At 69.5% G+C, this 21,309-nt stretch carries 24 protein-coding genes; 10 read left to right on the top strand and 14 right to left on the bottom strand.

Going from position 1 to position 21,309, the window contains the following annotated elements; genetic code table 11:
- The first annotated feature begins 10 nt into the window (after window positions 1-10).
- Genes AB0K08_RS06620 through AB0K08_RS06635 form a run of 4 tightly spaced genes read left to right on the top strand, consistent with a single transcriptional unit; the run spans window position 11 to window position 4,064 of the window.
- Entirely contained in the window at window positions 11-331 is a 321-nt protein-coding gene (locus AB0K08_RS06620; protein ID WP_363352738.1) for a 2Fe-2S iron-sulfur cluster-binding protein, read from the top strand.
- Window positions 332-355: 24 nt separating this feature from the next.
- The gene (locus AB0K08_RS06625) at window positions 356-1,663 is read left to right on the top strand and encodes an FAD-dependent oxidoreductase (protein ID WP_363352739.1); all 1,308 of its coding nucleotides are present in this window, start codon (window positions 356-358) and stop codon (window positions 1,661-1,663) included.
- Window positions 1,660-2,436 carry an HD domain-containing protein gene (locus AB0K08_RS06630; RefSeq protein ID WP_363352740.1) on the top strand — a complete coding sequence of 259 codons (777 nt, stop codon included), beginning with the start codon at window positions 1,660-1,662 and terminating at the stop codon, window positions 2,434-2,436. Before AB0K08_RS06625 ends, AB0K08_RS06630 begins: the two co-directional genes overlap by 4 nt.
- Window positions 2,433-4,064, top strand: a complete 1,632-nt coding sequence (locus AB0K08_RS06635; RefSeq protein WP_363352741.1) for an aldehyde dehydrogenase family protein — start codon at window positions 2,433-2,435, stop codon at window positions 4,062-4,064. Before AB0K08_RS06630 ends, AB0K08_RS06635 begins: the two co-directional genes overlap by 4 nt.
- Before the next feature lie 106 nt (window positions 4,065-4,170).
- Here AB0K08_RS06635 and AB0K08_RS06640 read toward each other — a convergent pair whose 3' ends face one another.
- Entirely contained in the window at window positions 4,171-4,719 is a 549-nt protein-coding gene (locus tag AB0K08_RS06640; RefSeq protein WP_363352742.1) for a CarD family transcriptional regulator, read from the bottom strand.
- A 128-nt stretch (window positions 4,720-4,847) separates the two neighbouring features.
- Entirely contained in the window at window positions 4,848-6,332 is a 1,485-nt protein-coding gene (locus tag AB0K08_RS06645; RefSeq protein WP_363352743.1) for a helix-turn-helix domain-containing protein, read from the bottom strand.
- Window positions 6,333-6,635: 303 nt separating this feature from the next.
- Between AB0K08_RS06645 and AB0K08_RS06650 the strand changes: the two genes are divergently transcribed.
- From AB0K08_RS06650 to AB0K08_RS06660, 3 genes are all read left to right on the top strand, one after another.
- Window positions 6,636-6,779 (top strand): hypothetical protein, encoded by a 144-nt coding sequence (locus AB0K08_RS06650; RefSeq protein WP_363352744.1) that lies wholly within the window; start codon window positions 6,636-6,638, stop codon window positions 6,777-6,779.
- A 139-nt stretch (window positions 6,780-6,918) separates the two neighbouring features.
- Entirely contained in the window at window positions 6,919-7,173 is a 255-nt protein-coding gene (locus AB0K08_RS06655) for a ribbon-helix-helix protein, CopG family (protein WP_363352745.1), read from the top strand.
- Window positions 7,170-7,475 carry a type II toxin-antitoxin system RelE/ParE family toxin gene (locus tag AB0K08_RS06660; protein WP_363352746.1) on the top strand — a complete coding sequence of 102 codons (306 nt, stop codon included), beginning with the start codon at window positions 7,170-7,172 and terminating at the stop codon, window positions 7,473-7,475. Before AB0K08_RS06655 ends, AB0K08_RS06660 begins: the two co-directional genes overlap by 4 nt.
- Window positions 7,476-7,497: 22 nt before the next feature.
- Here the strand turns inward: AB0K08_RS06660 and AB0K08_RS06665 are convergent, their stop codons facing one another.
- Genes AB0K08_RS06665 through AB0K08_RS06675 form a run of 3 tightly spaced genes read right to left on the bottom strand, consistent with a single transcriptional unit; the run spans window position 7,498 to window position 11,343 of the window.
- The gene (locus AB0K08_RS06665; protein ID WP_363352747.1) at window positions 7,498-8,967 is read right to left on the bottom strand and encodes a dihydrolipoamide acetyltransferase family protein; all 1,470 of its coding nucleotides are present in this window, start codon (window positions 8,965-8,967) and stop codon (window positions 7,498-7,500) included.
- Window position 8,968: 1 nt separating this feature from the next.
- A complete protein-coding gene (locus AB0K08_RS06670) occupies window positions 8,969-10,201 on the bottom strand; it encodes a transketolase C-terminal domain-containing protein (RefSeq protein WP_363352748.1) in 1,233 nt (410 codons plus the stop codon).
- Window positions 10,198-11,343 (bottom strand): thiamine pyrophosphate-dependent enzyme, encoded by a 1,146-nt coding sequence (locus tag AB0K08_RS06675; RefSeq protein ID WP_363352749.1) that lies wholly within the window; start codon window positions 11,341-11,343, stop codon window positions 10,198-10,200. The genes AB0K08_RS06670 and AB0K08_RS06675 overlap by 4 nt, the downstream gene beginning before the upstream one ends.
- A gap of 170 nt (window positions 11,344-11,513) precedes the next feature.
- On the opposite strand from AB0K08_RS06675, the gene AB0K08_RS06680 reads away from it, so the two are divergent.
- Window positions 11,514-11,963 carry an Lrp/AsnC family transcriptional regulator gene (locus tag AB0K08_RS06680; protein ID WP_363352750.1) on the top strand — a complete coding sequence of 150 codons (450 nt, stop codon included), beginning with the start codon at window positions 11,514-11,516 and terminating at the stop codon, window positions 11,961-11,963.
- A gap of 116 nt (window positions 11,964-12,079) precedes the next feature.
- Here the strand turns inward: AB0K08_RS06680 and AB0K08_RS06685 are convergent, their stop codons facing one another.
- Genes AB0K08_RS06685 through AB0K08_RS06695 form a run of 3 tightly spaced genes read right to left on the bottom strand, consistent with a single transcriptional unit; the run spans window position 12,080 to window position 15,025 of the window.
- Window positions 12,080-13,003: a 3-hydroxyacyl-CoA dehydrogenase family protein gene (locus AB0K08_RS06685; RefSeq protein WP_363352751.1), complete on the bottom strand. Its 924-nt coding sequence runs from the start codon at window positions 13,001-13,003 to the stop codon at window positions 12,080-12,082.
- A 7-nt stretch (window positions 13,004-13,010) separates the two neighbouring features.
- Window positions 13,011-13,805 carry an enoyl-CoA hydratase/isomerase family protein gene (locus AB0K08_RS06690; RefSeq protein ID WP_363352752.1) on the bottom strand — a complete coding sequence of 265 codons (795 nt, stop codon included), beginning with the start codon at window positions 13,803-13,805 and terminating at the stop codon, window positions 13,011-13,013.
- Window positions 13,805-15,025, bottom strand: coding sequence for an acetyl-CoA C-acyltransferase (locus AB0K08_RS06695; RefSeq protein ID WP_363352753.1), 1,221 nt, complete (start codon window positions 15,023-15,025; stop codon window positions 13,805-13,807). Before AB0K08_RS06695 ends, AB0K08_RS06690 begins: the two co-directional genes overlap by 1 nt.
- A gap of 115 nt (window positions 15,026-15,140) precedes the next feature.
- Between AB0K08_RS06695 and AB0K08_RS06700 the strand changes: the two genes are divergently transcribed.
- A complete protein-coding gene (locus tag AB0K08_RS06700; protein ID WP_363352754.1) occupies window positions 15,141-15,806 on the top strand; it encodes a maleylpyruvate isomerase N-terminal domain-containing protein in 666 nt (221 codons plus the stop codon).
- A gap of 12 nt (window positions 15,807-15,818) precedes the next feature.
- Here AB0K08_RS06700 and AB0K08_RS06705 read toward each other — a convergent pair whose 3' ends face one another.
- The 6 genes from AB0K08_RS06705 to paaA are packed head-to-tail and all read right to left on the bottom strand — an operon-like array spanning window position 15,819 to window position 20,548.
- The gene (locus AB0K08_RS06705; protein ID WP_363352755.1) at window positions 15,819-16,604 is read right to left on the bottom strand and encodes an enoyl-CoA hydratase-related protein; all 786 of its coding nucleotides are present in this window, start codon (window positions 16,602-16,604) and stop codon (window positions 15,819-15,821) included.
- 59 nt (window positions 16,605-16,663) lie between these two features.
- Entirely contained in the window at window positions 16,664-17,833 is a 1,170-nt protein-coding gene (gene paaE, locus AB0K08_RS06710) for a 1,2-phenylacetyl-CoA epoxidase subunit PaaE (RefSeq protein ID WP_345362346.1), read from the bottom strand.
- On the bottom strand, window positions 17,830-18,324 hold the full coding sequence (gene paaD, locus AB0K08_RS06715; RefSeq protein WP_345362349.1) for a 1,2-phenylacetyl-CoA epoxidase subunit PaaD: 495 nt from the start codon (window positions 18,322-18,324) through the stop codon (window positions 17,830-17,832). The genes paaE and paaD overlap by 4 nt, the downstream gene beginning before the upstream one ends.
- Before the next feature lie 18 nt (window positions 18,325-18,342).
- Window positions 18,343-19,203 carry a 1,2-phenylacetyl-CoA epoxidase subunit PaaC gene (gene paaC, locus AB0K08_RS06720; protein WP_363352756.1) on the bottom strand — a complete coding sequence of 287 codons (861 nt, stop codon included), beginning with the start codon at window positions 19,201-19,203 and terminating at the stop codon, window positions 18,343-18,345.
- Complete coding sequence (gene paaB, locus AB0K08_RS06725; protein ID WP_363352757.1) at window positions 19,200-19,541, bottom strand: 1,2-phenylacetyl-CoA epoxidase subunit PaaB; 342 nt, start codon at window positions 19,539-19,541, stop codon at window positions 19,200-19,202. The genes paaC and paaB overlap by 4 nt, the downstream gene beginning before the upstream one ends.
- Window positions 19,538-20,548: a 1,2-phenylacetyl-CoA epoxidase subunit PaaA gene (paaA, locus tag AB0K08_RS06730; RefSeq protein WP_363352758.1), complete on the bottom strand. Its 1,011-nt coding sequence runs from the start codon at window positions 20,546-20,548 to the stop codon at window positions 19,538-19,540. The genes paaB and paaA overlap by 4 nt, the downstream gene beginning before the upstream one ends.
- A 256-nt stretch (window positions 20,549-20,804) precedes the next feature.
- Here paaA and AB0K08_RS06735 point away from each other — a divergent pair, with 256 nt between their 5' ends.
- Window positions 20,805-21,278 carry a hotdog fold thioesterase gene (locus AB0K08_RS06735; RefSeq protein ID WP_345362361.1) on the top strand — a complete coding sequence of 158 codons (474 nt, stop codon included), beginning with the start codon at window positions 20,805-20,807 and terminating at the stop codon, window positions 21,276-21,278.
- Window positions 21,279-21,309 lie beyond the last annotated feature (31 nt).

A 21,309-nucleotide genomic window follows, 5' to 3' on the forward strand; every position in this document is an offset into this window, starting at 1 on the left:
GGAGGACCACATGCCTACCATCCACTACACCGACCACGAGGGCACCACTCTCGACATCAACGCCAACCCAGGTGATTCCGTCATGGAGACCGCCGTGCGCAACGGCGTACCGGGCATCGTCGCCGAATGCGGCGGCTCGCTGTCCTGCGCCACCTGCCACGTCTTCGTCCGCGAGGACGAGGCCGTGTCTCTGCCGGAGATGTCCGAGATGGAGGACGAGATGCTCTACGGCACCACCGTGGACCGCGAGGACTGCTCACGCCTGTCCTGCCAGATCAAGGTCACGGAGGACATGGACCTTCATGTGACCACCCCCGAGACCCAGGTCTGAACCCCGTCAGATTCGAGGAGCACCATGACCACCGAGAACATTGTGGCCCGAGCCGACAGCCCCGAGACGGGGCTGCTGATCATCGGCGCCAGCCAGGCCGGCGTGCAATTGGCCATCTCCCTGCGCGGCACCGGCTTCACCGAGCACATCACCCTGTTGGGCGAGGAGGACCACCGCCCGTACCAGCGCCCCGCCCTGTCCAAGGAGTTCCTCCAGGACACGGTGGACAAGGAGAACCTGATCTTCCGCTCCCAGGAGTACTGGGACGAGCATGACATCGAGCTTGTCAAGGGGGCGCGGATCACCTCCATCACCAAGGGCCCGGACGGCTCCGGCACCGCCCTCGCCGCCGACGGCACCGAGTACCCGTTCCGCCGCCTCGCCTTGGCCGTCGGTGCGCGGGCCCGCCACCTCGAGATCGAGGGCTCGGACCTGGACGGCGTGGTCTACCTGCGCAGCGCGGACGACGCCCTGGCCCTGAAGGCCCGGATGGGTGACTTCGAGGACGTGGTGGTCGTCGGCGGCGGGTTCATCGGCCTCGAAGCCGCCTGCTCCTTGCATGGCCTGGGCAAGAGGACCACCGTCCTGGAATACGGTCCACGCCTGGTCGGCCGGGCTGTCGGGGAGGACACTTCCGAGTACTTCTTGCAGTCGCATCGGTCTCGCGGTATCGACATCCGCCTGGACGCCCGGATGACCCGCTTCGTGGATGACGGCTCAGGCCGCGTCTCCGGCGTGGAACTGGCGGACGGCTCCGTGGTCAAGGCCCAGCTCGTGCTGATCGGCATCGGCGTCGTCCCGAACACGGAGCTCGCCGAGTCAATGGGCCTGGAGGTGGACAACGGGATCGTGGTGGACCGCTACGCACTGGCCTCGGACGGCACCACCGTGGCCGTCGGGGACGTGGCCAACATGCCGAACCCGCTGCCCGGTGCCCCGGAGGGAGAGCGCATCCGGCTGGAGTCCGTGAACAATGCGATCGAACACGCCAAGATCGCCGCCTACTCGCTGACTGGCCAACGTGAGGAGTACGCGGGCATACCGTGGTTCTGGTCCAATCAGGCGGACCTCAAGCTCCAAATCGCCGGGCTGACCCTCGGCTATGACTCCACCGTGGTGCGCCGGGACGACGAAAAGGGCAAGTTCTCGGTGCTCTACTACCGGGAGGGTCAGATCATCGCCGCCGACTGCGTCAACGCGCCGTTGGACTTCATGGCCGTCCGCACAGCTCTCGGGAAGAACCAGAACATCCCGGCCGAAGAAGCTGGCGAGGCCGGGGATATGTCCGTCCCGTTGAAGGGTCTTGCCGTGGACCGGGAGGTGGCCGCATGACCAGCGCCGCAGACACCACGGCCCACGCCGACCTGCCGGAGGCGATCACCTCACGTATGGCGGTCGACCAGTCGACGCACGCCGCCGATCCGCGCGCCCAGGCATTCGCCCGGGACCATCCCCGACTCCCCGTGCCAGCCGAGGGGCCGGTGGACACCTCTCCCATCGCGCTCACTCCGTCGAGTGGCCATGACGCCCTATGGTCCGCCATCGTGCCGGAGACCCGTTCCCGCGCGAACGACCTGCACCTGCCGATCGTGGCCGCCTACGCCGCGAGGCTGTGCGATGCCTACCCGGAGGCGGATCGCGAGATGGTGATGGTGGCCATCATCCTGCATGACACCGGTTGGGCCCACGTGGACCAGTCCCGGATCGTCTCCGAGGGATTCCGCGGCGCCGGGGACTGGCGCCAGGCCGTCATCCGCTTCGAGCACGAGGTCGAGGGCATGAAGGTGGCACGCCGCGTCCTGCCGGACCTCGGTTATGACCCCGGCTTCGTCGAGCGGGTCTGCGATATCATTGACGGCCACGACACCCGGAAGGTGGCCTTCTCCCTGGAGGATGCGCTGGTGCGGGATTCCGACCGACTGTGGCGCTTCGACCTGGCTGGGATCGCCATGTCCTGCGAGTGGTTCGGCCAGGACGTCGCCTTCTACATGAAGCGACTCGCCGACGAGATCGTTCCGGAGCTCCAGACGGAGGCGGCGGTCCGCATGGCGCAGGCGGACCTCGAACGCAACAACGCCCTGCTGCGCACCGAGGTGATCCGATGACCACCCCGACCCCTCAGACTCACAGTGACATCGCCCCCGCCGTTGTGGCGCCCCCCGGTCACGCCGTGCCCGACGCCCGCGCCCGCCGGGCGGCGTTGGAACTGCCGTATACCCACGTCGACGACTTCTACGTCAACGGTGACTGGCGGAAGGCCACAGACGAGACCCGTAACCCGGTCACGGACCCGGCCACCGGGGAGCAGTGGGGATCAGTCCCCGCCGCCACCGCCGAGGATCTGGACGTCGCCGTCGGCTCGGCCCGCCGGGCGCTGTCCGGCTGGGGTGCACTCACCGCCTCCCAGCGTGCCGAGTACCTGCTGCGGATCGCCGAGGAGATCGAGGCGAGGTCCGAGCTCCTGGCCCTGACGAACACCCGCGAGAACGGGTCGCCGATCTCGGAGACCCGCGGGGCCGCCGCCAACGCGGCCGGCATCTTCCGCTACTTCGCCTCCCTGGCGGATTGGCTGGACGGCGAGGACATCAGGCCGTTCCCTGCCGGCGGCGCCGAGTCGCTCGTGGACCGGGATCCCATCGGCGTCTGCGGGCTGATCGCCCCGTGGAACTTCCCGATCAACCTGGTGGTCATCAAGCTGGCCCCGGCCCTGCTGGCCGGCTGCACCGTGGTGATCAAGCCGGCCTCCCCCACCCCGTTGTCCCTGCGCTTCGTGATCGATGCGGTGCACGCGGCAGGCGTCCCGGCCGGCGTCGTGAATTTCCTGACCGGCCCCGGCCGCTTCGGTGACGCGCTGGTGAGGCATCCGGGCGTGGACAAGGTCGCCTTCACCGGCTCCACCCCGGTGGGCCGGAAGATCGCGGCGGCCTGCGGCGAGCTGCTGCGGCCGGTGACCCTGGAGCTGGGCGGCAAGTCCTCAGCCATCGTGCTGCCGGATGCGGACCTGGATGCGATGTCCTCCGTGCTGATCCGCTCCTGCCTGCGCAACACCGGCCAGACCTGCTACATCTCCAGCCGGATCATCGCCCCGGCCTCCCGCTACGAGGAGGTCGTGCGGATGGTGGCCGAGACCGTGTCCGCGGCACCGCAGGGCGATCCGCTGGACGAGGCCACGGTCTTCGGCCCGGTCGCGCACCGCGCCCAGTACGAGACCGTGATGGAGTTCGTGGACTCTGCCCACGCCGAGGGCGCCCGCGCGGTGACCGGTGGAGCCGCGGCGGACGGCGGGTCGCTCGGCCGGGGGCTGGAGGACGGCGTGTTCATCCAGCCGACGGTCTTCGCCGATGTCCTTCCCCAGATGCGGATCTCCGCCGAGGAGATCTTCGGCCCGGTGATCTCCATCCTGAAGTACGACGACGGCCTGTCGCCTTCCAGCCCCGGCTCACCGGACGCCGTGGGCGCCTCGAGCGTTGACTGGTCCGCCGACGAGGCGATCGCGCTGGCCAACAACACCGAGTTCGGCCTGGGCGGGATCGTCTTCGGGGGCGATGAGGACCGGGCGCTGGAGGTGGCCCGCCGGGTGGACTCGGGATCCGTGGGAATCAACTTCTTCGGGTCCAACCACGCCGCGCCGTTCGGCGGCAGGCACGATTCCGGGATGGGCGTGGAGTACGGGGTCGAGGGGCTCAGCGCCTACCTGAGCTACAAGTCGATCCACCGCCGCACCTCAGCCTGACTCTGCGACTCCCTGCCGCGCACCCTGGGCACAGAATGACATCACCCCCACCGTTGTGACGTGGTGCGGTCACTCTGTGCCCCGGTGGGGATGATGTTCCTGCGTCTCAGGCCATCGCGGGCTCGGCGCCCGTGGCGGAGCCGTCCGCGGCGAAGCCCAGCTCGTCCAGCGAGGCGCCGTTGGCCACGGCGTCGATGACCTCCACGGCCTCGTCATCGGAGACGTCCAGGGCCAGGGCCACCTCGGCGGCCAGCGGGGTCTGGGCGGCACGGAACAGGTCCTTCTCCGCCATGGACAGCCCCTTGGTGTCCCGGCGGCGGCCCAGGTCCCGGACCACCTCGGCGATCTGCTCCAGCAGCCCGGAGGCCACCTTCTCCTGGTTCGCCTTCATCCGGCGGGACCACTGCTTCTCCTCCACGCCCGACGGCTCCTGCACCACCTCGAGCAGGGTGCGCAGGTGGGCCAGGCCGTAGACCTCGCGCACACCGATGTCCTCCACCTTGGACTCCGGGATGGACACCACCAGGTTGTTGCTCCGGATGGTGAGCTCGATGTAGGTCACCTCCGTCCCCTTCACGGTGCGCTGCGTGCGGTTCGTGACCGCCGCGGGACCGTGGTGGGGGTGAACAACCAGCTTGCCGGGGCTCAACTGCATGTATACGTCACTTTCCTTCGGTGCGAAGGCCTCCCCCAGCACCTGACCCGTCCACGGGTCGGGTGCCTTCCGTGAGTTTGGCTGACCACCATTTTCTCACAAATGCGCGACGTCTGGCGTTGCGTGGCCTAGGCTTCTCCCCCTCCGGCCGGTCGCCGGTCCTGGGCCCGGAGGAACTCGAAGACCTCCACCTCGTCCACGCCGGGGAAGGCGCCGGCCGGCAGGGCTGCCAGCAGGTGCGCATTGGCCCGGGCGGCGGGCCAGGCATGCCCGCCCCAATCGGCCTCCAGGTCCGGTGATGGCACGCGGCAGCACGTCGGGTCCGGGCATCGGGACACGGAGCGTGAGGTGGTGTCCGCCCCGCGGAACCAGCGGGCGTGCTCGAACGGCAGCCCGATGGACAGCGAGTAGAACCCCGAGGAATGGCCCTCCACCACGGCGGTGCACCAGTACGTCCCGGCCGGGGTGTCCGTGTACTGGTTGAAGGCGCGGAAGCGGTCGCCCACGCTAAACACCTCACGCGAGGTCCAGTTCCGGCAGACCTGCTGCCCCTCGATCGCCCCGGTGTGGTCGGCGGGGAAGGACACCCCGTCGTTCTCGTAGGCCTTGTGGATGATGCCGGACTCGTGGACCTTCTGGAAGTGGCAGGTGATGCCGAGGTGTTCGGTAGCCAGGTTGGTGAAGCGGTGGGCTGCGGACTCATAGGAGACGCCGAAGGCGTCCCGCACGTCCTCGATCGCCAGGTCCCGCTGCGCCTTGGCGTTCTTGAGGAACTTCACCGTCTCCTTCTGCGGCATCATCAGCGCCGCCGCGAAGTAGTTGGTGTAGACGCGCTGGCGCAGGAAGTCCGAGTAGTCCACCGGCTCCCCGTGGCCCAGCACGTAGGAGGCGACCGCCTGCAGCAGCACCGAGCGCTGGTCGTGGTCCGGGTTGCGCGCTCGGGAGAGGTAGAAGCGTCGGTTCTTCAGGTCCGTCACGGAACGGGTGGAGTGCGGCAGGTTGGCCACGGACTGCACCGAGAAGCCGAGGTGGTCCGCCAGGTCGGCGGTGGCGTGGTGGCTCAGGGGACCCCCGGCATGCCCGACGGCGTCCAGCAGGCTCTGCGCTTTGCGCTCCAGTTCCGGGTAGTGGTTGTTGCGCTCCTTCATCTCCTGGCGCAGCTCGGAGTTGGCCCGCCGGGCCTCCTCCGGGGTGGCGGCCTGTTCCTCCATGCGCCGGTTCAGCTCGGCCTCCAGCCCGGCGATGACCTCGAGGACCTCGGTGGGGGTTCGGGGAGAGATCCTGATCTGGGGCAGGCCGAGGCTGGCGTAGTACTCGCTGCGCTGGGTCTTCTCCACGGCGATCTCCAGGGCGGCCCGGCGGCTGGGCGCCTCGGTGGCCAGCAGCTCCTCCACCGTGGTGGCATGGAGAGAGGCCAGCTTGGAGACCAGGGACAGCCGGGGTTCCCGCTTGCCGTTCTCCACGAGGGAGAGATGGGAGCCGGTGGCCCCCACGGCCTCGGCGGCCTGATCCAGGGTCAGCCCGGCCTCCTTGCGCAGATGGCGCAGGCGGCGGCCGAGGACCACCGGGTCGAGGTCGGGGGTCACGGTGGAGGCGGGGGTGGTGAGGGCCATCACTGAAGTCTAGTCAAGATCCCCCGAACTTGGGACCTTGTCGAAGATCTGCCGATGGTTCCTTTGACATCGGCGCACATATTGACTGAACGGGCCAGTCCGGCGACCGGGCGCCCGGACCTTCTCCGGCGCCACCTCGAGGAGCCTTGGCGAGGACATCCTGCTCGCCAGCCACGGCAACCGGATCCTGCGCCTGCGTCAGGACCACCGCTCCGGCCAGACCGTGGCCACGACGGCGACCCGGAGACGGCCCGCGAGCTGCGCTTCCTCGGCCGCCTGAGTGCGATATGGATCGCCGTCAGCGTGTTGCTGTGCCTGCTCATGGCGTGGGGCATGGTCACCTTCATGGATCCGGCCGCCGCCGAAGACCTGATGTCCTACTACCTGAACCTGTCACCGGTGAGCGAGCCGAGCACCACAGACCCCACGGTCACGGCCGGCTCCTGATTCGTCCGCACCGTGGATCTTCCCGGCGGGCGCACTGGCCTACGCGAGCGAGCTGGACAACCCCTTGGCGGTGTCTCCGAACACCTCTCGATGACACCCCGGTGTATCGGTATGATGAACTCATACCCAGGAGGTCGGCATGGCAGTGCGCAAGGTGGCAGTCACCCTTCCCGAAGAACTGTACGACCTGGTGGAACGTGCCCGGTCCGTGGAACACCGGAGTCGCTCCGAGGTCATCCAAGAGGCCCTGCGCACCCACTTCGGTGAGGCCACGTACCGCCCCAGCGACGAGGAGCGCGAGGCGATCGTCGCAGCGATGGATGCCGCCCAGGCCGAGCCGGAGTCGCTGCAGGACTGGAGCGATGTCCACGCCGGACTCCGCAACCGCCGATGAAGGTGATCCTCACGCCGGAGGCCGTCAGAGACCTGGAAGAGGTCACAGACCACTGCGCCGACATCGATCCGGACCTCGGCGAGAGGTTCCTTGCCGCAGTCGACGCGGCCGTGGAGCGGCTCCAGCTGTTCCCACGGGGTGCACCGCCCGTGGAGGGGTTCGATGCGCTCCGGCGAGCCAGGATGCGACACTTCCCCTACGGGCTCTTCTACCAACCCACCGCGACCGGCGACCTTCTCGTCGTCCGGGTGCTGCACTCTCGCCGGGACCGTCAGGACGCGCTCGAAAGCCAGGACACCTGACCAGCTCAGCGGATCACCCGTCCTACAGGTCGGCCAGCAGCCCCGTCGGGTCCTCGAAGCAGTCCGCCACGTAGCGCAGGAACCCGCCGGCCGTGCCGCCGTCGCAGATGCGGTGGTCGAACACGAGGGACAGCTGCATCACCTTGCGCACGGCCAACTCGCCGCCCACCACCCAGGGGCGGTCGATGATCCGTCCCATCCCGAGGATCGCGGCCTCGGGGTGGTTGATGATCGCCGCCGAGCCGTCCGTGCCGAAGACCCCGTAGTTGTTGATGGTGAAGGTGCCCCCGCCCAGATCGTGCGGTGTGGCCTTGCCGGAGCGGGCCAGTTCGGTCAGGCGCCGCAGCTCCGCGTCCAGCTGACGGGCGCTCATCTGGTGGGCGCGGCGGATCGAGGGCACCACGAGCCCGCGCTCGCCCTGCACCGCGAAGCCGAGGTTGACTCCCTCGAAGGACACGATCCGGTGCCCACCCGCACCGTCCTGCTCGAAGCGGTGCCCCAGCGCCGGGTAGCGCGCCAGGCCGGCGAGCGCGAAGCGGGAGGCGAAGGCGAGCAGTCCGGGCACGGCCTGATCGCCGCGCGCCTTCATCGAGGCCCGCAGCTCGACCAGCGGGGTGACGTCCACGTCCACCCACACGGTGGCCTCGGGGATCTCCTGGCGCGAGCGGGTCATGGCGGCGGCCGTCACCTTGCGGACCCCGGAGACCTTCTCGACGCCGGCCACGGTCAGTCCCGTGCGCGGGTCCAGTGCCTCGGTGGGTTCCGGAGCCCACGACGCCCCTCCGGCCGCCGAGGCCGATACCGCCGAGTCGGTCTCAGCCCCGGCGGCATCTGCTCCGGTGCCGGCCGAGGAGAGCACGTCGGCGCGCATGATCAGCCCACCGGGCCCGGTCCCCCGCACGGCGGCGAGGTCCACCCCGGTCTCGCGGGCCAGCTTGCGCACGAGCGGGTTCACCACGCGGGGCGCGTTCCGAGGCTCTGCGGTGGGGGCGTCGGTCGAGGGGCCCGGCGGGGCTGCGGCCGGCGGAGTAGCCGGCGCCGCACGCCGGGGCCGCCGGGTACGTCCCTTCGCGGCTCCGCCGGGGGTGCCGTAGCCGATCAGGACGTTGCCGGAGCCGCCGTCGTCCTCCTCGCTGTCCTCCCCGTGGCCTGCTGAACCGGCCGCCTCCGGCCGGGCCCCGGCGAGTTCCTCCTCACCGTAGGGCTGGGCACCCTCGGCCGGGGCGGCGGTGTTCCCCTCGTCTGAGCTGACGCCGTCCTCGACGGAGATCAGCGGCAGGCCGACCTCCAGGGTGGTGCCCGCCTCGGCGTGCAGGGTCGCCACCGTCCCGGCGAAGGGGCAGGGCACCTCCACGAGCGACTTGGCGGTCTCGACCTCGGCGATCGGCTGGTCCACGGCCACGGTGTCCCCGGCGGCGACCAGCCACCGGACGATGTCCGCCTCGGTCAGGCCCTCCCCCAAGTCCGGCAGCAGAAAGGTGCGCACGGTCATCTCAGTCCTCCCATTGCAGGTCGTCCACGGCGTCCAGGATGCGGTCCACCGACGGCAGGAAATACTGCTCCAGCTTCGGCGCCGGGTACGGCACGTCGAATCCGGTCACGCGCAGCACCGGGGCGGCCAGTGAGTGGAAGCACCGTTCCTGGAGGCGGGCGGCGATCTCCCCGGCCACCGAGCCGAAGCCGGTCTCCTCGGAGATGACCACCACGCGCCCGGTCCTGCGCACCGAGGCGGCCACGGTGGCGTCGTCGAACGGCACGATGGTCCGCACGTCCACCACCTCCAGCGATCGCCCCTCGGCCTGCGCCGCCTCGGCGGCGGCCAGCGCCGTGGGCACGGACGGCCCGTAGGCCACCAGCGTGGCATCGGTGCCCTGACGCGCGACGGCGGCCCCGCCGGATTCCAGCGCGGCCCGCGGATCCCTGCCCCCAGCGATGCCGGACCCGTCCCCGGGACCGGGCCGGCCGGCGTCGTGCTCCGACTCGTACTTCTCCCGCAGCGCGTCCAGGTCCACCGGGTCCTTGGCGAAGTACAGCTTCTTCGGCTCCATGAACACCACGGGGTCATCGGAGTCGATCGCGGCCCGCAGCAACAGGTAGGCGTCCGCCACGGTGGCCGGGGTGACGACCTTCAGCCCGGGGGTGTGGGCGTAGTAGGCCTCGGAGGAGTCGCAGTGGTGCTCCACCCCGCCGATGCCCCCGGAGTACGGGATGCGGATGACGATCGGCAGGGCCATCCGGCCGCCGGTGCGGTTGCGCATCTTGGCGATGTGCGAGGCGATCTGCTCGAACGCCGGGTAGGCGAAGGCGTCGAACTGCATCTCGATGACCGGACGCATCCCGTTGATCGCCATGCCCACGGCCATCCCGGCGATGCCGGACTCGGCGAGCGGGGTGTCGAAGCAGCGGCCGGTGCCGAAACGCTCGGCCAGCCCGTCGGTGATGCGGAAGACCCCGCCCAGGGTGCCCACGTCCTCGCCGAACATCACGACGCCGGCCTCGGCCGTCATCGCATCGGCCAGGGCCGCGTTGAGCGCCTTGGCCATGGTCACCGGGCCGGTCCGCACCGGTGCCTTCGGGGACTCCGGGCGTTCCCGTGGGATCCCCGCGCCCCCGGCCCGGGTGGCGGCCTCACGGGCCGCGTCGACAGCCACCTCCACGGCGCCGGTGCTGGTGTCAGTGCTGGTACTGGTGCTGGTATCAGTGCTGGTGCTCTCGCTGCTGCTCATGATGCCTCCTCACGGGTCAGTTCCTCCGCCAGCCGCTCCGCCTGTTCGGCCAGCTGGGGCGTGGGGACGGTGTAGACGTGCCGGAACAGCTCCTGGGGGTCCGGGGTGACCTCGCGGTTCATGCCGTCCCGCAGGGCCCTGGCGACATCCTCCGCCTCCTGCTCGAACTGCGCCTGCAGCTGCTCGGTCAGCAGGCCGCGGCCACTCAGGTAGGTCCGCATCCGGGTGACCGGGTCCTTGGCCAACCACTCCTGGACCTCGGCATCGTCGCGGTAGCGGGTGGCGTCGTCGGCATTGGTGTGGGCCTGGATGCGGTAGGTGTGGGCCTCCACCAGCAGCGGGCCGGCCCCGGCGCGGACCAGCCGCACGCCGCGTTCCAGCACGGACAGCAGCGCCACCAGGTCGTTGCCGTCCACGCGCTCTCCGGCCATGCCGTAGCCCACCGCCTTGTGGGCCAGGGAGGGTGCGACGGTCTGGCGGGCCAGCGGCACGGAGATCGCATACTGGTTGTTCTGCACGAAGAAGATCACGGGTAGCTGGAAGACGGCCGCGAAGTTCAGGGCCTCGTGGAAGTCCCCCTCGCTGGTGGCGCCGTCCCCGCACAAGGCCACCACCACGGTGTCCTCGCCGCGCAACCGGGCCGCATGCGCCACGCCGACGCCGTGCAGCAGCTGGGTGGTCAGCGGGGTGGACTGGATGCCGACCTTCTCGTGTTGGGGGTCGTAGCCGCCGTGCCAGTCGCCGCGGAAGATGGTCATCACGTCCATCGGGTCCACGCCGCGGGAGATCACGGCGACGGTGTCCCGGTAGGTGGGGAAGAGCCAGTCGCCCTCGGCCAGGCAGGCGGCCGCCGCCACCTGGCAGGCCTCCTGGCCGTGGCTGGAGGGGTAGACCGCCATCCGGCCCTGGCGGACCAGGGCCGAGTTCTGGTCGTTGATGCGCCGGCCCGCCACGAGCTTGCGGTAGGCCTGCAACAGGACCTCGTCGTCCGGGATCGGGTATTCGTGTCCCGGCTCGGTGCCCTGCTCCTCGGCGGGCAACAGGGCTCCGTCCGGATCCACCATCCGGATCAGGTGCCGTGCCGGGAGCATGTAGTCCTCGGGCGAGATGCCGAAACTCCGGGCGGTGTCCGTGATCTCCATGGTTCCTCCAGTGCGGAAGGTGTCCGCCGTCACTGTTGACGACACTTTGCTGCTCCCAGTGTGGCTCCGGCGGGGCATCCGTCGCCACATCTGCTGGACATCGTGGACGTATCCGCCCATTCAGGATATTTTGATGGATGTTCTGATGCCGAAATCCAGAAGGGGATCCGATGGAGAACACACCGGCCCGGCTCGACGACGTGGACCAGCGCATCCTCGCCGAACTCACCCGGGACGCCCGCCAGTCCGTCACGGCCCTGGCCCAGCGGGTCCATGTCTCCCGGGCCCACGCCTACGCCCGGATCAACCGGCTCCAGGAGGACGGGGTCATCACCCGGTACAGCGCGGTCGTGGAGCCCGTGCGCGCCGGGCTGCGGTCCTCCGCCTACGTGACCCTCAAGCTGCGCCAGCACGGCTGGCGGGAGATGCGGGATGCCCTGTCCGCGATCCCCGAGGTCCATCACGTCAGCCTGGTGGGCGGGAACTTCGACGTGATCATGCTGGTGCGGGCCCGGGACAACCTGGACCTGCGGCGCGTGGTGTTCGACCAGATCCAGTCGATGCCCGGGGTGCTCGACACCCAGACGTTCCTCATCTTCGAGGACGTCGACGCCCGCTGACCGGAACGCGGACCCGGATCACGAGAGCGGTAACTGTCGACTGGGCCGGCGTGTCTCGACCTCTGGCGCGGCCGCGATCCTGGGGGTCTGGGGTTCTGTGTTCGGGGTCGGGGTGATCAGGTCCAGTCGAAGAAGCCGTGGCCGGTCTTGCGGCCGAGGTGGCCCTGGGCGACCTTGTCGCGCAGGATCTGGGGCGGGTCGAAGCGGTCGCCGAGGGTGGAGGCCAGGTATTCGGCGATGCCCAGGCGGACGTCCAGTCCGACGATGTCCGTGGTGCGCAGCGGCCCGGTGGGGTGCTTGTAGCCCAGCACCATGGCGTTGTCGATGTCCTCGGCACTGGCCACGCCCTCCTCGACCATGCGCATGGCCTCCAGGGCGATGGCGACCCCGAGCCGGGAGGAGGCGAAGCCGGGGGCGTCGTTGACCACCACCGGGGTCTTGCCCAGTCCGGCCGTCCACCCTCGGGCTGCCTCGACCAGTTCCGGGGCGGTCTGGGCACCGATGACGACCTCGATCAGGGTCGAGGCGGGGACCGGGTTGAAGAAGTGCAGGCCCAGGAACCGCTCCGGCCGGATCAACTCGGCGGACAGACCGGTCACGGACAGGCTGGAGGTGTTCGACGCCAGCACAGCCTCCGGGCCGAGGTGGGCCTCCACGGCCTTGAGGGAGGACACCTTCAACTCCCAGTCCTCCGGTACGGCCTCGACGGCCAGGTCGCGGTCGGCGAAGTCCGCCTGGTCCACCGAGACGGTGAACCGTTGAAGGATCTCGTCCAGGTTCCCGTCCAGGACACCGCGTTCCAGGGACTTCGCGGTCGAGGACTCGACGCGTTCCCGGGCGGCGGCTGCCGCGGCCTCATCGCGCTCCACCACGAGCACGTCGGCGCCTTGGATGAGGAAGGCATGGGCGATCCCGGCGCCCATCCTGCCCCCGCCGAGCACACCGACCCGGGCCGGCACAGAGGGAACAGCAGAGACAGCCGGATCGGAGGGAGTGGTCGTCGGCGCAGGCGCGCCGTTGGTCTCGGGCGAATCAGTCATGACGGGTCTACTTCCTGTTCGTCTTGTCGAGGAACGCCTGCATGCGCTCGAACTTCGCGTCGGATTCGAAGAGCATTCCCTGGGCCAGGGTGTCGATCACGGGGTGCGCCTCCCGCGGAGCGCGGAACACGGACTTGGTGATCCGCACGGCCAGCGGGTCCTGCGCACCGATACGATCGGCCAGCGCATGGACCGCGTCCATCAGTGACTCCGGGGCCACGAGCTCGGTGATCAGCCCGGCGGCCAGGCACTCCGAGCCGCGCAGCACTTTCCCGGCCAGCAGGATTTCCTTGGCCAGCGGCTCCCCCACCAGCTCTTTGAGCCGCCAGGTCGCGCCGGCGGCGGCCATGATCCCTAGGTTCGTCTCGGGGTTGCCCATCCGCAGCGCCTCGGTGCCGATGCGGAAGTCGGCGGCGTAGGCGAGCTCCGCTCCCCCGCCGAGCGCATAGCCGTCCAGGGCCGCGATGACGGGCATCGGAAGCGCCGCGATCCGGTCGAAGATCGTGGAGTTGATCCCCGCCAGCGCGTCGCCCCGGCGGCGTTCGCGCAACTGGGCGATGTCCGCGCCGGAGGCGAAGATCCCCTTCGTCCCCGCTTCCGGGTCTCCCGGGGTCCCGGTGAGGATGAGCGTCTTCGGGACCCGCTCGAGGTGCGCGCACACGGCGTGCAACTCGTCGACCATCACCTGGTCGATCGCGTTGCGCACCTCCGGGCGGTGCAGCCTGGCCACGAGGCGGTCACCACGTTCCTCGACGAGCAGCGTGGTGAAGGACCCGGTGTCCAGACTCGGGCTGGCCGCCATCAGACGGCCTCCACCAGCATCGCGGCCCCCTGGCCGACGCCCACACACATGGTCGCCAGTCCCTTGGCCCCGGCGGAGGCCTCCCGCTCGAGACGGCCCAGCAGGGTGATGACGATCCTGGACCCGGAGGAGCCGAGCGGATGTCCGAGGGCGATTGCGCCGCCGTCGTTGTTCACCGTCCCGGCGTCCAGGCCCAAGGCGCGCATGCTCGCCAGGGACTGCGAGGCGAAGGCCTCGTTGAGCTCGACGGCGGCCAGCTCGCCGACCGCGGTGCCGGTGCGTTCCATTACCTTGCGGGAGGAGGGAACCGGACCCATGCCCATGATCTCCGGGGCGAGGCCGGCCGAGGCCCCCGCCAGAATCCGGGCCCGCGGTGCGAGGCCGTACTTCGCGACCGCGGCCTCGGAGGCCACGATGATGGCCGAGGCGCCGTCGTTGAGGGTGGAGGCGTTGCCGGCCGTCACCACGGAGCCGCCCTTCACGACCGGGCGCAGCCCGGCCAGGACCTCGGCCGTGGTCCCGGCGCGCGGGCCCTCATCCGTGTCCACTGTCGTCTCGGCGCCCTTGCGGCCCTTCACGGTGACCGGGACGATCTCTGGAGCGAAGCGGCCCGCCTGGATCGCGGCGAGGGCGCGCTCGTGGGATCGGACGGCGAAGGCGTCGCAGTCCTCGCGGGAGGTGTTGTAGACGCGGGCGACCTCCTCGGCGGTCTCCGGCATGGAGAAGGTGGCCTTGCCGTCCCGGGAGCACTCACCGGAGAGGAAGGCGGGGTTGGTGAAGCGCCAACCGATGGAGGTGTCCACGACCTCGCCGGGCTTGGCGAAGGGCTTGGACGGCTTCTCCATCACCCACGGCGCGCGGGACATCGATTCGACCCCGCCGGCCACCACCACGTCCGCGGCGCCGGCCCGGATCATGTGCGAGGCCATCTGGATAGCGCTCATCCCGGAGGCGCACAGGCGGTTCACGGTGATCCCGGGAACATGGTCCGGATACCCGTTGAGCAGCCAGGCCATGCGGGCGACATTGCGGTTCTCCTCGCCGGCCCCGTTGGCGTTGCCGTAGATCACCTCGTCCACGACCGCCGGGTCGAGGCCGGCCCGCTCCACTGCGGCGCGGACGGCGAGGGCCGCGAGGTCGTCCGGGCGGATCGCGGAGAGTGCGCCCCCATACCGGCCCACCGGGGTGCGGGCCCCTCCGACCAGAAATGCTTCGCTCACTACGGCTCCGTTCGTCATGAATTACCGACCAATCGTTCACTAAAGGTTCGCATCACCCGGGGTCGACGTCAACCAGAGGCTGACCTTTGCCCTACACCCATGGGAGCCTGAGGTCATGAACCCCACCGTCGCCACCCAACCTTCCAACAGCCAGCACTCCACCGGACCAGCCCCGCGACCCCACGTCGAGGCCTACCGGGCAGCGTCGACGGCGCTGGCCGCCGTGTGTGCAAACATCACCGACTGGGAGGCCCCCGGCCTCGGCGAATGGACTGTGCGGGACCTTGCCGGCCACGTGAACCGCGCCATCGTCAACGTCACCGCCTACCTGGAGGCCGGGACGGAACCGGGTGCCCCCTTCGTCGACGGTCCGGTCGCGTACTACCGGGCCTTCTGGGGCCGTCACGATGACGAGGGAGTCGCCGAACGCGGCCGGCTCGCCGGTCAGGCCTTGGGGGACGAGCCCGCCCAGGCCATCGACCGGGACCGCGTCCTCACCATGGCGGTGGTGGACCGCACCCCGGACGACGCACTGTTGCGCACACCGGTCGGCACCATGACCCTGGCGGGCTACCTGCCCAGCCGCACCTTCGAGCTGGCCGTCCACACGGCGGACCTGGCCCGCGCCACGGGGCAGGAGGTCCCATCGGGACTCTCGGCGGCGTGGCCCGAGGTCATCCGGCTGGCGGCCGAGCTCGCGGTCGAGAACGGCCAGGCGGTCGATCTGGTCATGGCCATCACGGGCCGCGGAGACCTGCCCGCGGGGTTCACGGTCCTGTAGCCGGTCTCGGCTCTAGACAGCGCCCCGAAACACCGGCTTGCGCTTCTGTTGGAAGGCGGCGAAGCCCTCGGCGTAGTCGGCGGTGCCGCACAGGTCGGCCTGGGCCTGGTTCTCGTCGGCCATGGATTCCCACAGCCCCAGCCTCTGGTCGCGGATCTGCGCCACGAGGTCCTTGGAGGCCAGGAAGGCCCCGGTGGCGCCGGATGCCACCTTCGCGACGATGCCCCGGGTGTCCTCCAGCAGGGTCTCGGCGGGCATGGCCCGGGAGAACAGCCCGGAGGCCACCGCGTCGGCTCCGCTGATCAGCTCGGCCGTGTAGATGAGGTCCAGGGTCCGGTGGGTGCCCAGCCGCTCGGCGAACAGCCAGTGTCCGCCGGAGTCCAGCGTGGCCCCCAGGTTGGCGAACGGGGAGCCGATCTTGGCGTTCTCGGCCACATAGACGACGTCCGTGGCGATCGCCAGCCCGAGGCCCACGCCGAGGCAGGCGCCTTGGACGGCCGCGAACGTCGGTGCAGGGAAGGACGCCATCTTCTGCAGCAGCGGGGTCACGCGGCCCCCCAGGTAGCCCAGCACGTCGTCGTCGGCCGGATCGACGCCGGAGATGTCCCGGCCCGCGCAGAAGCCGCGGCCCTCGCCGCGCAGAAGCAGCGCCCGTACCTCCCCGCGGGAGGCGGCGGCAGCGGCGTCGTCGTACGCCGTGCCCAGCGCCGCGAGCGCCTCCGGGTCCAGCGCGTTCATCTTGTCCGGGGCGTTCAGGACCACCTCGGCGATCCCGTCGGCGATGTTCAGGTCGATCATGGGTGGGCCTCCTGGCCATAGTCGGCGCCGATCATAGCGCGTGGGTGGCGGCCTCGGTGTCAGGCGTCGTAGTTGACGACGAGTTCGTCCGAGGTCGGGTGGGACTGGCAGGTCAGGATGTAGCCCTTCTCGATCTCGTCCGGCTCCAGCGCGTAGTTCTCGTCCATCTCCACGGAACCGGTGACCACCTTGGCGCGGCAGGTGCCGCAGACGCCGCCGGCGCAGGCGAACGGGACATCCGGGCGGACCCGCAGCGCGGCGTTCAGCACCGTCTCGCGCTGGCCTTTGGGCGAGGCGACCTCGCCCTGGAGTCCGTCAAGGGTGAACGTGATCTGGACGTTGTCGCCGGTCTCGTCGAGCTCGACCGGTCGGCCGATGTGGCCTTCCGGTTTGGCCGGCTTCCCAGTCGTGAACAACTCGAAGCGGACCTTGTCCGCGTCGACGCCGATCTCGGCCAGCTCGTCGCGGACCATCTGCACGAGCTCGAACGGGCCGCACAGGAACCACTCGTCGACCTGGTCCGCACGCAGGACGGTGGACAGCAGGGTGGACAGCTTCTCGTGGTCGATGCGGCCGGACAGCAGCGGGGCGATCCGCTGTTCCCGCGTCAGCACGTGGTGCAGGGCGAACCGGGCGGGGTAGCGGTCCTTCAGGTCAGCCAGTTCCTCGAGGAACATCACGTCCATGGCGGCCCGGTTGGAGAACACCAGGTCGAAGCGGACGTGCTCATTGGCCGCGAGCACGGTCCGGGCGATGGCGAGGACCGGGGTGATGCCCGAACCGGCCGCGACGGCCACGAAATGATGATCGCTGTCCGTGTCGATCGTCTCGGGATGGTTGAGATGGGTCATCTGGTGCTTGGAGATGAAGGCCCCGGCCGGACTCATCACCTCCATGGTGTCCCCGGCCTTCAGGCTCTCATTGGCCCAGGTGGAGAACTGCCCGCCCAGGTCGCGCTTGATGGCCACCCGGATCTCACCGGGCCGCGGCTCGGCACAGATCGAGTAGCTGCGGCGCACCTCGCTGAGGTTCCCCTCGGCGTCGGGGAGCTCCTTGCGCAACGCCACATACTGGCCGGGCGCATAGTCGTATTCCCCCACCAGGGGTTCGGGCACCGCGAACGTGACCTCGATCGACTCTGCGGTCAGCCGGCGCACCCCGGACACCTCGAGCGTGTGGAACGACGCCCGGCGGCGGTCAGTAGCTGTGTCTGGGGCAGTCGTGGTCATGAGAGCACCTTGAAGTAGTCGAAGGGTTCCAGGCAGTCCCGGCATGAGTACAGGGCCTTGCAGGAGGTGGATCCGAAGCGGGCCAGTTCCCGGGTGTTCAGGGAGTGGCAGTTCGGGCATTTGACTGCCATGCCCAGGGTGACCGTGCCGCGGTGGCCCGTGCCGGTGGGCGGGGCGATGCCGTACTCCTCGAGCTTGGCCTTGCCCTCCTCGGTCATCCAATCGGTCGACCACGCCGGGGAGAGGACCAGCTCGACACGGACGTCCGCGTACCCGGCGGCAGCGAACTCCTGCTCCAGGTCCTCGCGGATCGCATCCATGGCCGGGCACCCTGAGTAGGTGGGCGTGATGGTCACGACGACGGCGCCGTCGCCCTCCTGGGCCACGCCCCTCAGGATGCCGAGGTCGGCGATGGTCAGGACCGGGATCTCCGGGTCCGTGACCCGGGAGGCAATCTCGTGGAGTGGGTCGGTCAGTGCGGTGGGTGTCATGCTCGTCCTCCTGACGGCTTACCAGGTGGCGCCGGGATGCTTGCGCGCCAGCACCTGCATCTCGGCCAGGATGTACCCCAGGTGCTCGGACGGCTCACCGTGCCGTCCCCGGCACATGGCGTAGGGGGCCTCCGGAACGGCCAATCCGGCCTCGGTGAGGATCTCCTGCACCTGCCGGTCCCAGTCCTGGCGCAGGGTGGACGGGCGGGGGGCGATGCCCTCGAGCTCGTCGAAGAGTTCGTCGTCCAGGAACGGCTCCTCGGTGTAGGGCCACAGCTTCTCCAGGGCGCGGCGCATCCGACGGGTGGATTCCTCCGTGCCCCGGCCCAGCCGCATGGTCCAGAGCCGGGCGTGGTCGAGGTGGTAGTCCACCTCCTTGAGGGACTTGGCGGAGATGGCGGCCAGCGTGGCATCCGAGGACTCGAGCAACCGGCTGTAGAGCAGGTGCTGATAGACGGCCAGGAACAGTCCGCGCACCGTGGTCTCCGCGAAGTCGCCGTTGGGCTGTTGGACCAGGTGCAGGGAGCGGAATTCCTCCTCCTCGCGGAAGTAGGCCAGGTCGTCCTCGGTCCGGCCCCACGCCTTACCGGCATAGGTCAGGAAGGATCGGGCGTGGCCCAGTTGGTCCAGGGCGATGTTGCCCAGGGCCACATCCTCTTCGAGCTCCGGCCCGCGGGAGATCCAGTGGGACAGCCGCTGGGCCAGGATCAGGGCGTCGTCCCCGAGCCGCAGGGCGTACTGCGCGGCGGCCTCGCTGCCGGGCCGGTCGTCCTGCAGGGCGATGTCCTCGGGACGCAGGGCGTTGCCGGGGGTGACACGAGTGGCGGACGCCGTGGCGTCGCCGAAGCTGTCCAGGCTGTGGTCGGTACTGCTGGTCACAGGTGCTTCACCCCTTCACTCTCGGTGTAGTACGTGGCATGGCGGTAGTCCTTGCCCTTCGGCGACTCGAACATGGCATCCTTGCGGTCGGGGTCTGAGGCCAGGATGTCCGTGGAGCGCACGACCCAGAGGGACACGCCCTCATTGCGCCGGGTGTAGAGGTCACGCGCATTGCTCAGGGCCATCTCCGCATCCGGGGCATGGAGGGAGCCGGCGTGGACGTGGGACAGTCCGCGCGAAGACCGCACGAAGGCCTCCCACAGGGGCCAGCCGGCCGTGGCCGGTGCCTTCGACGCATTGGAACCGTTGCCGTTCCCACTGCTGCTGTTCTTGCTCATGCCACTCGTTCCTTGTCTGTCTCGGCTGCCAGCTGTCGGTCGGCGTAGGCGGCCGCTGCCTCACGGACCCACGCGCCCTCCTCGTGGGCTTCACGCCGACGCGCCATCCGCTGGGCGTTGCACGGTCCGCCGCCGCGCAGCACCCGCTTGAACTCGTCCCAGTCCAGCTCCATGTGGATCCAGGTGCCGGATTCCTCGTCGTAGCGCAGCTCCGGGTCGGGAAGGGTCAAGCCGAGGACCTTGACCTGTTCGACGATCATGCCGACGAACCGCTGGCGCAGGTCGTCGTTGGAGAAACGCTTGACGTTCCAGGCCATCGACTGCTTCGAGTTCGGCGAGTCGGCGTCCGAGGGGCCGAACATCATCAGGGACGGGGCGTAGAAGCGGTTGATCGCGTCCTGGGCCATCTTCTTCTGGGCCTCGGTGCCGCGGGACAGGGTCAGCAGGATCTCGAAGCCCTGGCGCTGGTGGAAGGACTCCTCCTTGCAGATGCGCACCATGGCGCGGCCGTAGGGGCCGTAGGACGCTCGGCACAGGGGCACCTGGTTGGCGATGGCCGCGCCGTCCACGAGCCAACCGATCGCGCCCATATCGGCCCAGGTCCGAGCCGGGTAGTTGAAGATCGAGGAGTACTTGGCCCGACCGCTGATCAACTGGTCGTTGAGGGTGTCCCGATCCGTGCCGAGGGTCTCGGTGGCCGAATACAGGTAGAGCCCGTGGCCTGCCTCGTCCTGGACCTTGGCCATCAGGATGGACTTGCGCTTCAGGCTGGGGGCCCGCGTGATCCAGTTCGCCTCGGGCTGCATGCCGATGATCTCCGAGTGCGCGTGCTGACCCATCTGGCGGGTCAGGGCCTTGCGGTAGGCCTCCGGCATCCAGTCACGGGGTTCGATGCGGGAGTCGTCGGCGATGACCTGGTCGAAACGGCGCTGGCCCTCCGCCTCATCGGGCGACTGGACGGCGGCCAGGTGCCCGCTGTGCCCGTCGGTGCTGTTCTGTTCGGCCATGGTGCCCACCTCTTCTGGGAGTTCAAGGAGCTTGACTCATCTGGCTGGTCGTCAAAGGTCTACGGTGTTGCGGGTCTGCTGCGGTGCGGCAGGAAAGACCTGCGCCTCGAATTACCGACCGCTCGTTCAGTATATGTGGCCCAAGCCACCCAATGTCAACACCGCTCGATCGCACGGTGTCGACGCGCAGAACTTGACCCACATCACAATTTGAGATTACCTAATGATCGTTCAGTCTATAAAGATCGGAGTCCCCATGACCGAGACGGACACCGCCCCCGTCGGGTCCACCGCCTCCCCCGCCCCGGGGGCCCGCGGCGACCTGCATGCGATCCTGGCCGATGACGCGGCCTCCGAGTGGATGGGCATCGAGGTGGTCTCGATCGCCGACGGCCACGCCACCATCACCATGACGTTGCGGGCCGAGATGTTGAACGGCTTCGGGATCGCCCACGGCGGCATGGTGTTCGCCTTCGCCGACACCGCCTTCGCACTGGCCTGCAATCCTCCGGAGGGGTCTGCGGACACCATCACCGTGGCCTCCGGTGTGGACGTCAACTTCCTCAAGCCGGGCATCCCCGGACGGCTGCTGACGGCCGTCGCGGACGTCCGGCAGCACCAGGGCCGCAGCGGCCTCTACGACATCCAGGTGCTGCAGTCCCTGCCGGACGGGGGCTCTGAGGTCATCCTCGAGTTCCGCGGCCGCTCCCGCACCGTCCCGAAGCGCTGATCCCCCCTCCCCGTCCACGTGCCCCGCACGC

Source organism: Citricoccus sp. NPDC055426, assembly GCF_040677445.1.
Lineage (GTDB): Bacteria > Actinomycetota > Actinomycetes > Actinomycetales > Micrococcaceae > Citricoccus.

Excerpts from the sequence above, each read along its gene's own strand:
- AB0K08_RS06620 (WP_363352738.1), top strand. The coding sequence starts at position 11 with ATGCCTACCATCCACTACACCGACCACGAGGGCACCACTCTCGACATC.
- AB0K08_RS06625 (WP_363352739.1), top strand. The coding sequence starts at position 356 with ATGACCACCGAGAACATTGTGGCCCGAGCCGACAGCCCCGAGACGGGG.
- AB0K08_RS06630 (WP_363352740.1), top strand. The coding sequence starts at position 1,660 with ATGACCAGCGCCGCAGACACCACGGCCCACGCCGACCTGCCGGAGGCG.
- AB0K08_RS06635 (WP_363352741.1), top strand. The coding sequence starts at position 2,433 with ATGACCACCCCGACCCCTCAGACTCACAGTGACATCGCCCCCGCCGTT.
- AB0K08_RS06640 (WP_363352742.1), bottom strand. The coding sequence starts at position 4,719 with ATGCAGTTGAGCCCCGGCAAGCTGGTTGTTCACCCCCACCACGGTCCC.
- AB0K08_RS06645 (WP_363352743.1), bottom strand. The coding sequence starts at position 6,332 with ATGGCCCTCACCACCCCCGCCTCCACCGTGACCCCCGACCTCGACCCG.
- AB0K08_RS06655 (WP_363352745.1), top strand. The coding sequence starts at position 6,919 with ATGGCAGTGCGCAAGGTGGCAGTCACCCTTCCCGAAGAACTGTACGAC.
- AB0K08_RS06660 (WP_363352746.1), top strand. The coding sequence starts at position 7,170 with ATGAAGGTGATCCTCACGCCGGAGGCCGTCAGAGACCTGGAAGAGGTC.
- AB0K08_RS06665 (WP_363352747.1), bottom strand. The coding sequence starts at position 8,967 with ATGACCGTGCGCACCTTTCTGCTGCCGGACTTGGGGGAGGGCCTGACC.
- AB0K08_RS06670 (WP_363352748.1), bottom strand. The coding sequence starts at position 10,201 with ATGAGCAGCAGCGAGAGCACCAGCACTGATACCAGCACCAGTACCAGC.
- AB0K08_RS06675 (WP_363352749.1), bottom strand. The coding sequence starts at position 11,343 with ATGGAGATCACGGACACCGCCCGGAGTTTCGGCATCTCGCCCGAGGAC.
- AB0K08_RS06680 (WP_363352750.1), top strand. The coding sequence starts at position 11,514 with ATGGAGAACACACCGGCCCGGCTCGACGACGTGGACCAGCGCATCCTC.
- AB0K08_RS06685 (WP_363352751.1), bottom strand. The coding sequence starts at position 13,003 with ATGACTGATTCGCCCGAGACCAACGGCGCGCCTGCGCCGACGACCACT.
- AB0K08_RS06690 (WP_363352752.1), bottom strand. The coding sequence starts at position 13,805 with ATGGCGGCCAGCCCGAGTCTGGACACCGGGTCCTTCACCACGCTGCTC.
- AB0K08_RS06700 (WP_363352754.1), top strand. The coding sequence starts at position 15,141 with ATGAACCCCACCGTCGCCACCCAACCTTCCAACAGCCAGCACTCCACC.
- AB0K08_RS06705 (WP_363352755.1), bottom strand. The coding sequence starts at position 16,604 with ATGATCGACCTGAACATCGCCGACGGGATCGCCGAGGTGGTCCTGAAC.
- paaE (WP_345362346.1), bottom strand. The coding sequence starts at position 17,833 with ATGACCACGACTGCCCCAGACACAGCTACTGACCGCCGCCGGGCGTCG.
- paaD (WP_345362349.1), bottom strand. The coding sequence starts at position 18,324 with ATGACACCCACCGCACTGACCGACCCACTCCACGAGATTGCCTCCCGG.
- paaB (WP_363352757.1), bottom strand. The coding sequence starts at position 19,541 with ATGAGCAAGAACAGCAGCAGTGGGAACGGCAACGGTTCCAATGCGTCG.
- paaA (WP_363352758.1), bottom strand. The coding sequence starts at position 20,548 with ATGGCCGAACAGAACAGCACCGACGGGCACAGCGGGCACCTGGCCGCC.
- AB0K08_RS06735 (WP_345362361.1), top strand. The coding sequence starts at position 20,805 with ATGACCGAGACGGACACCGCCCCCGTCGGGTCCACCGCCTCCCCCGCC.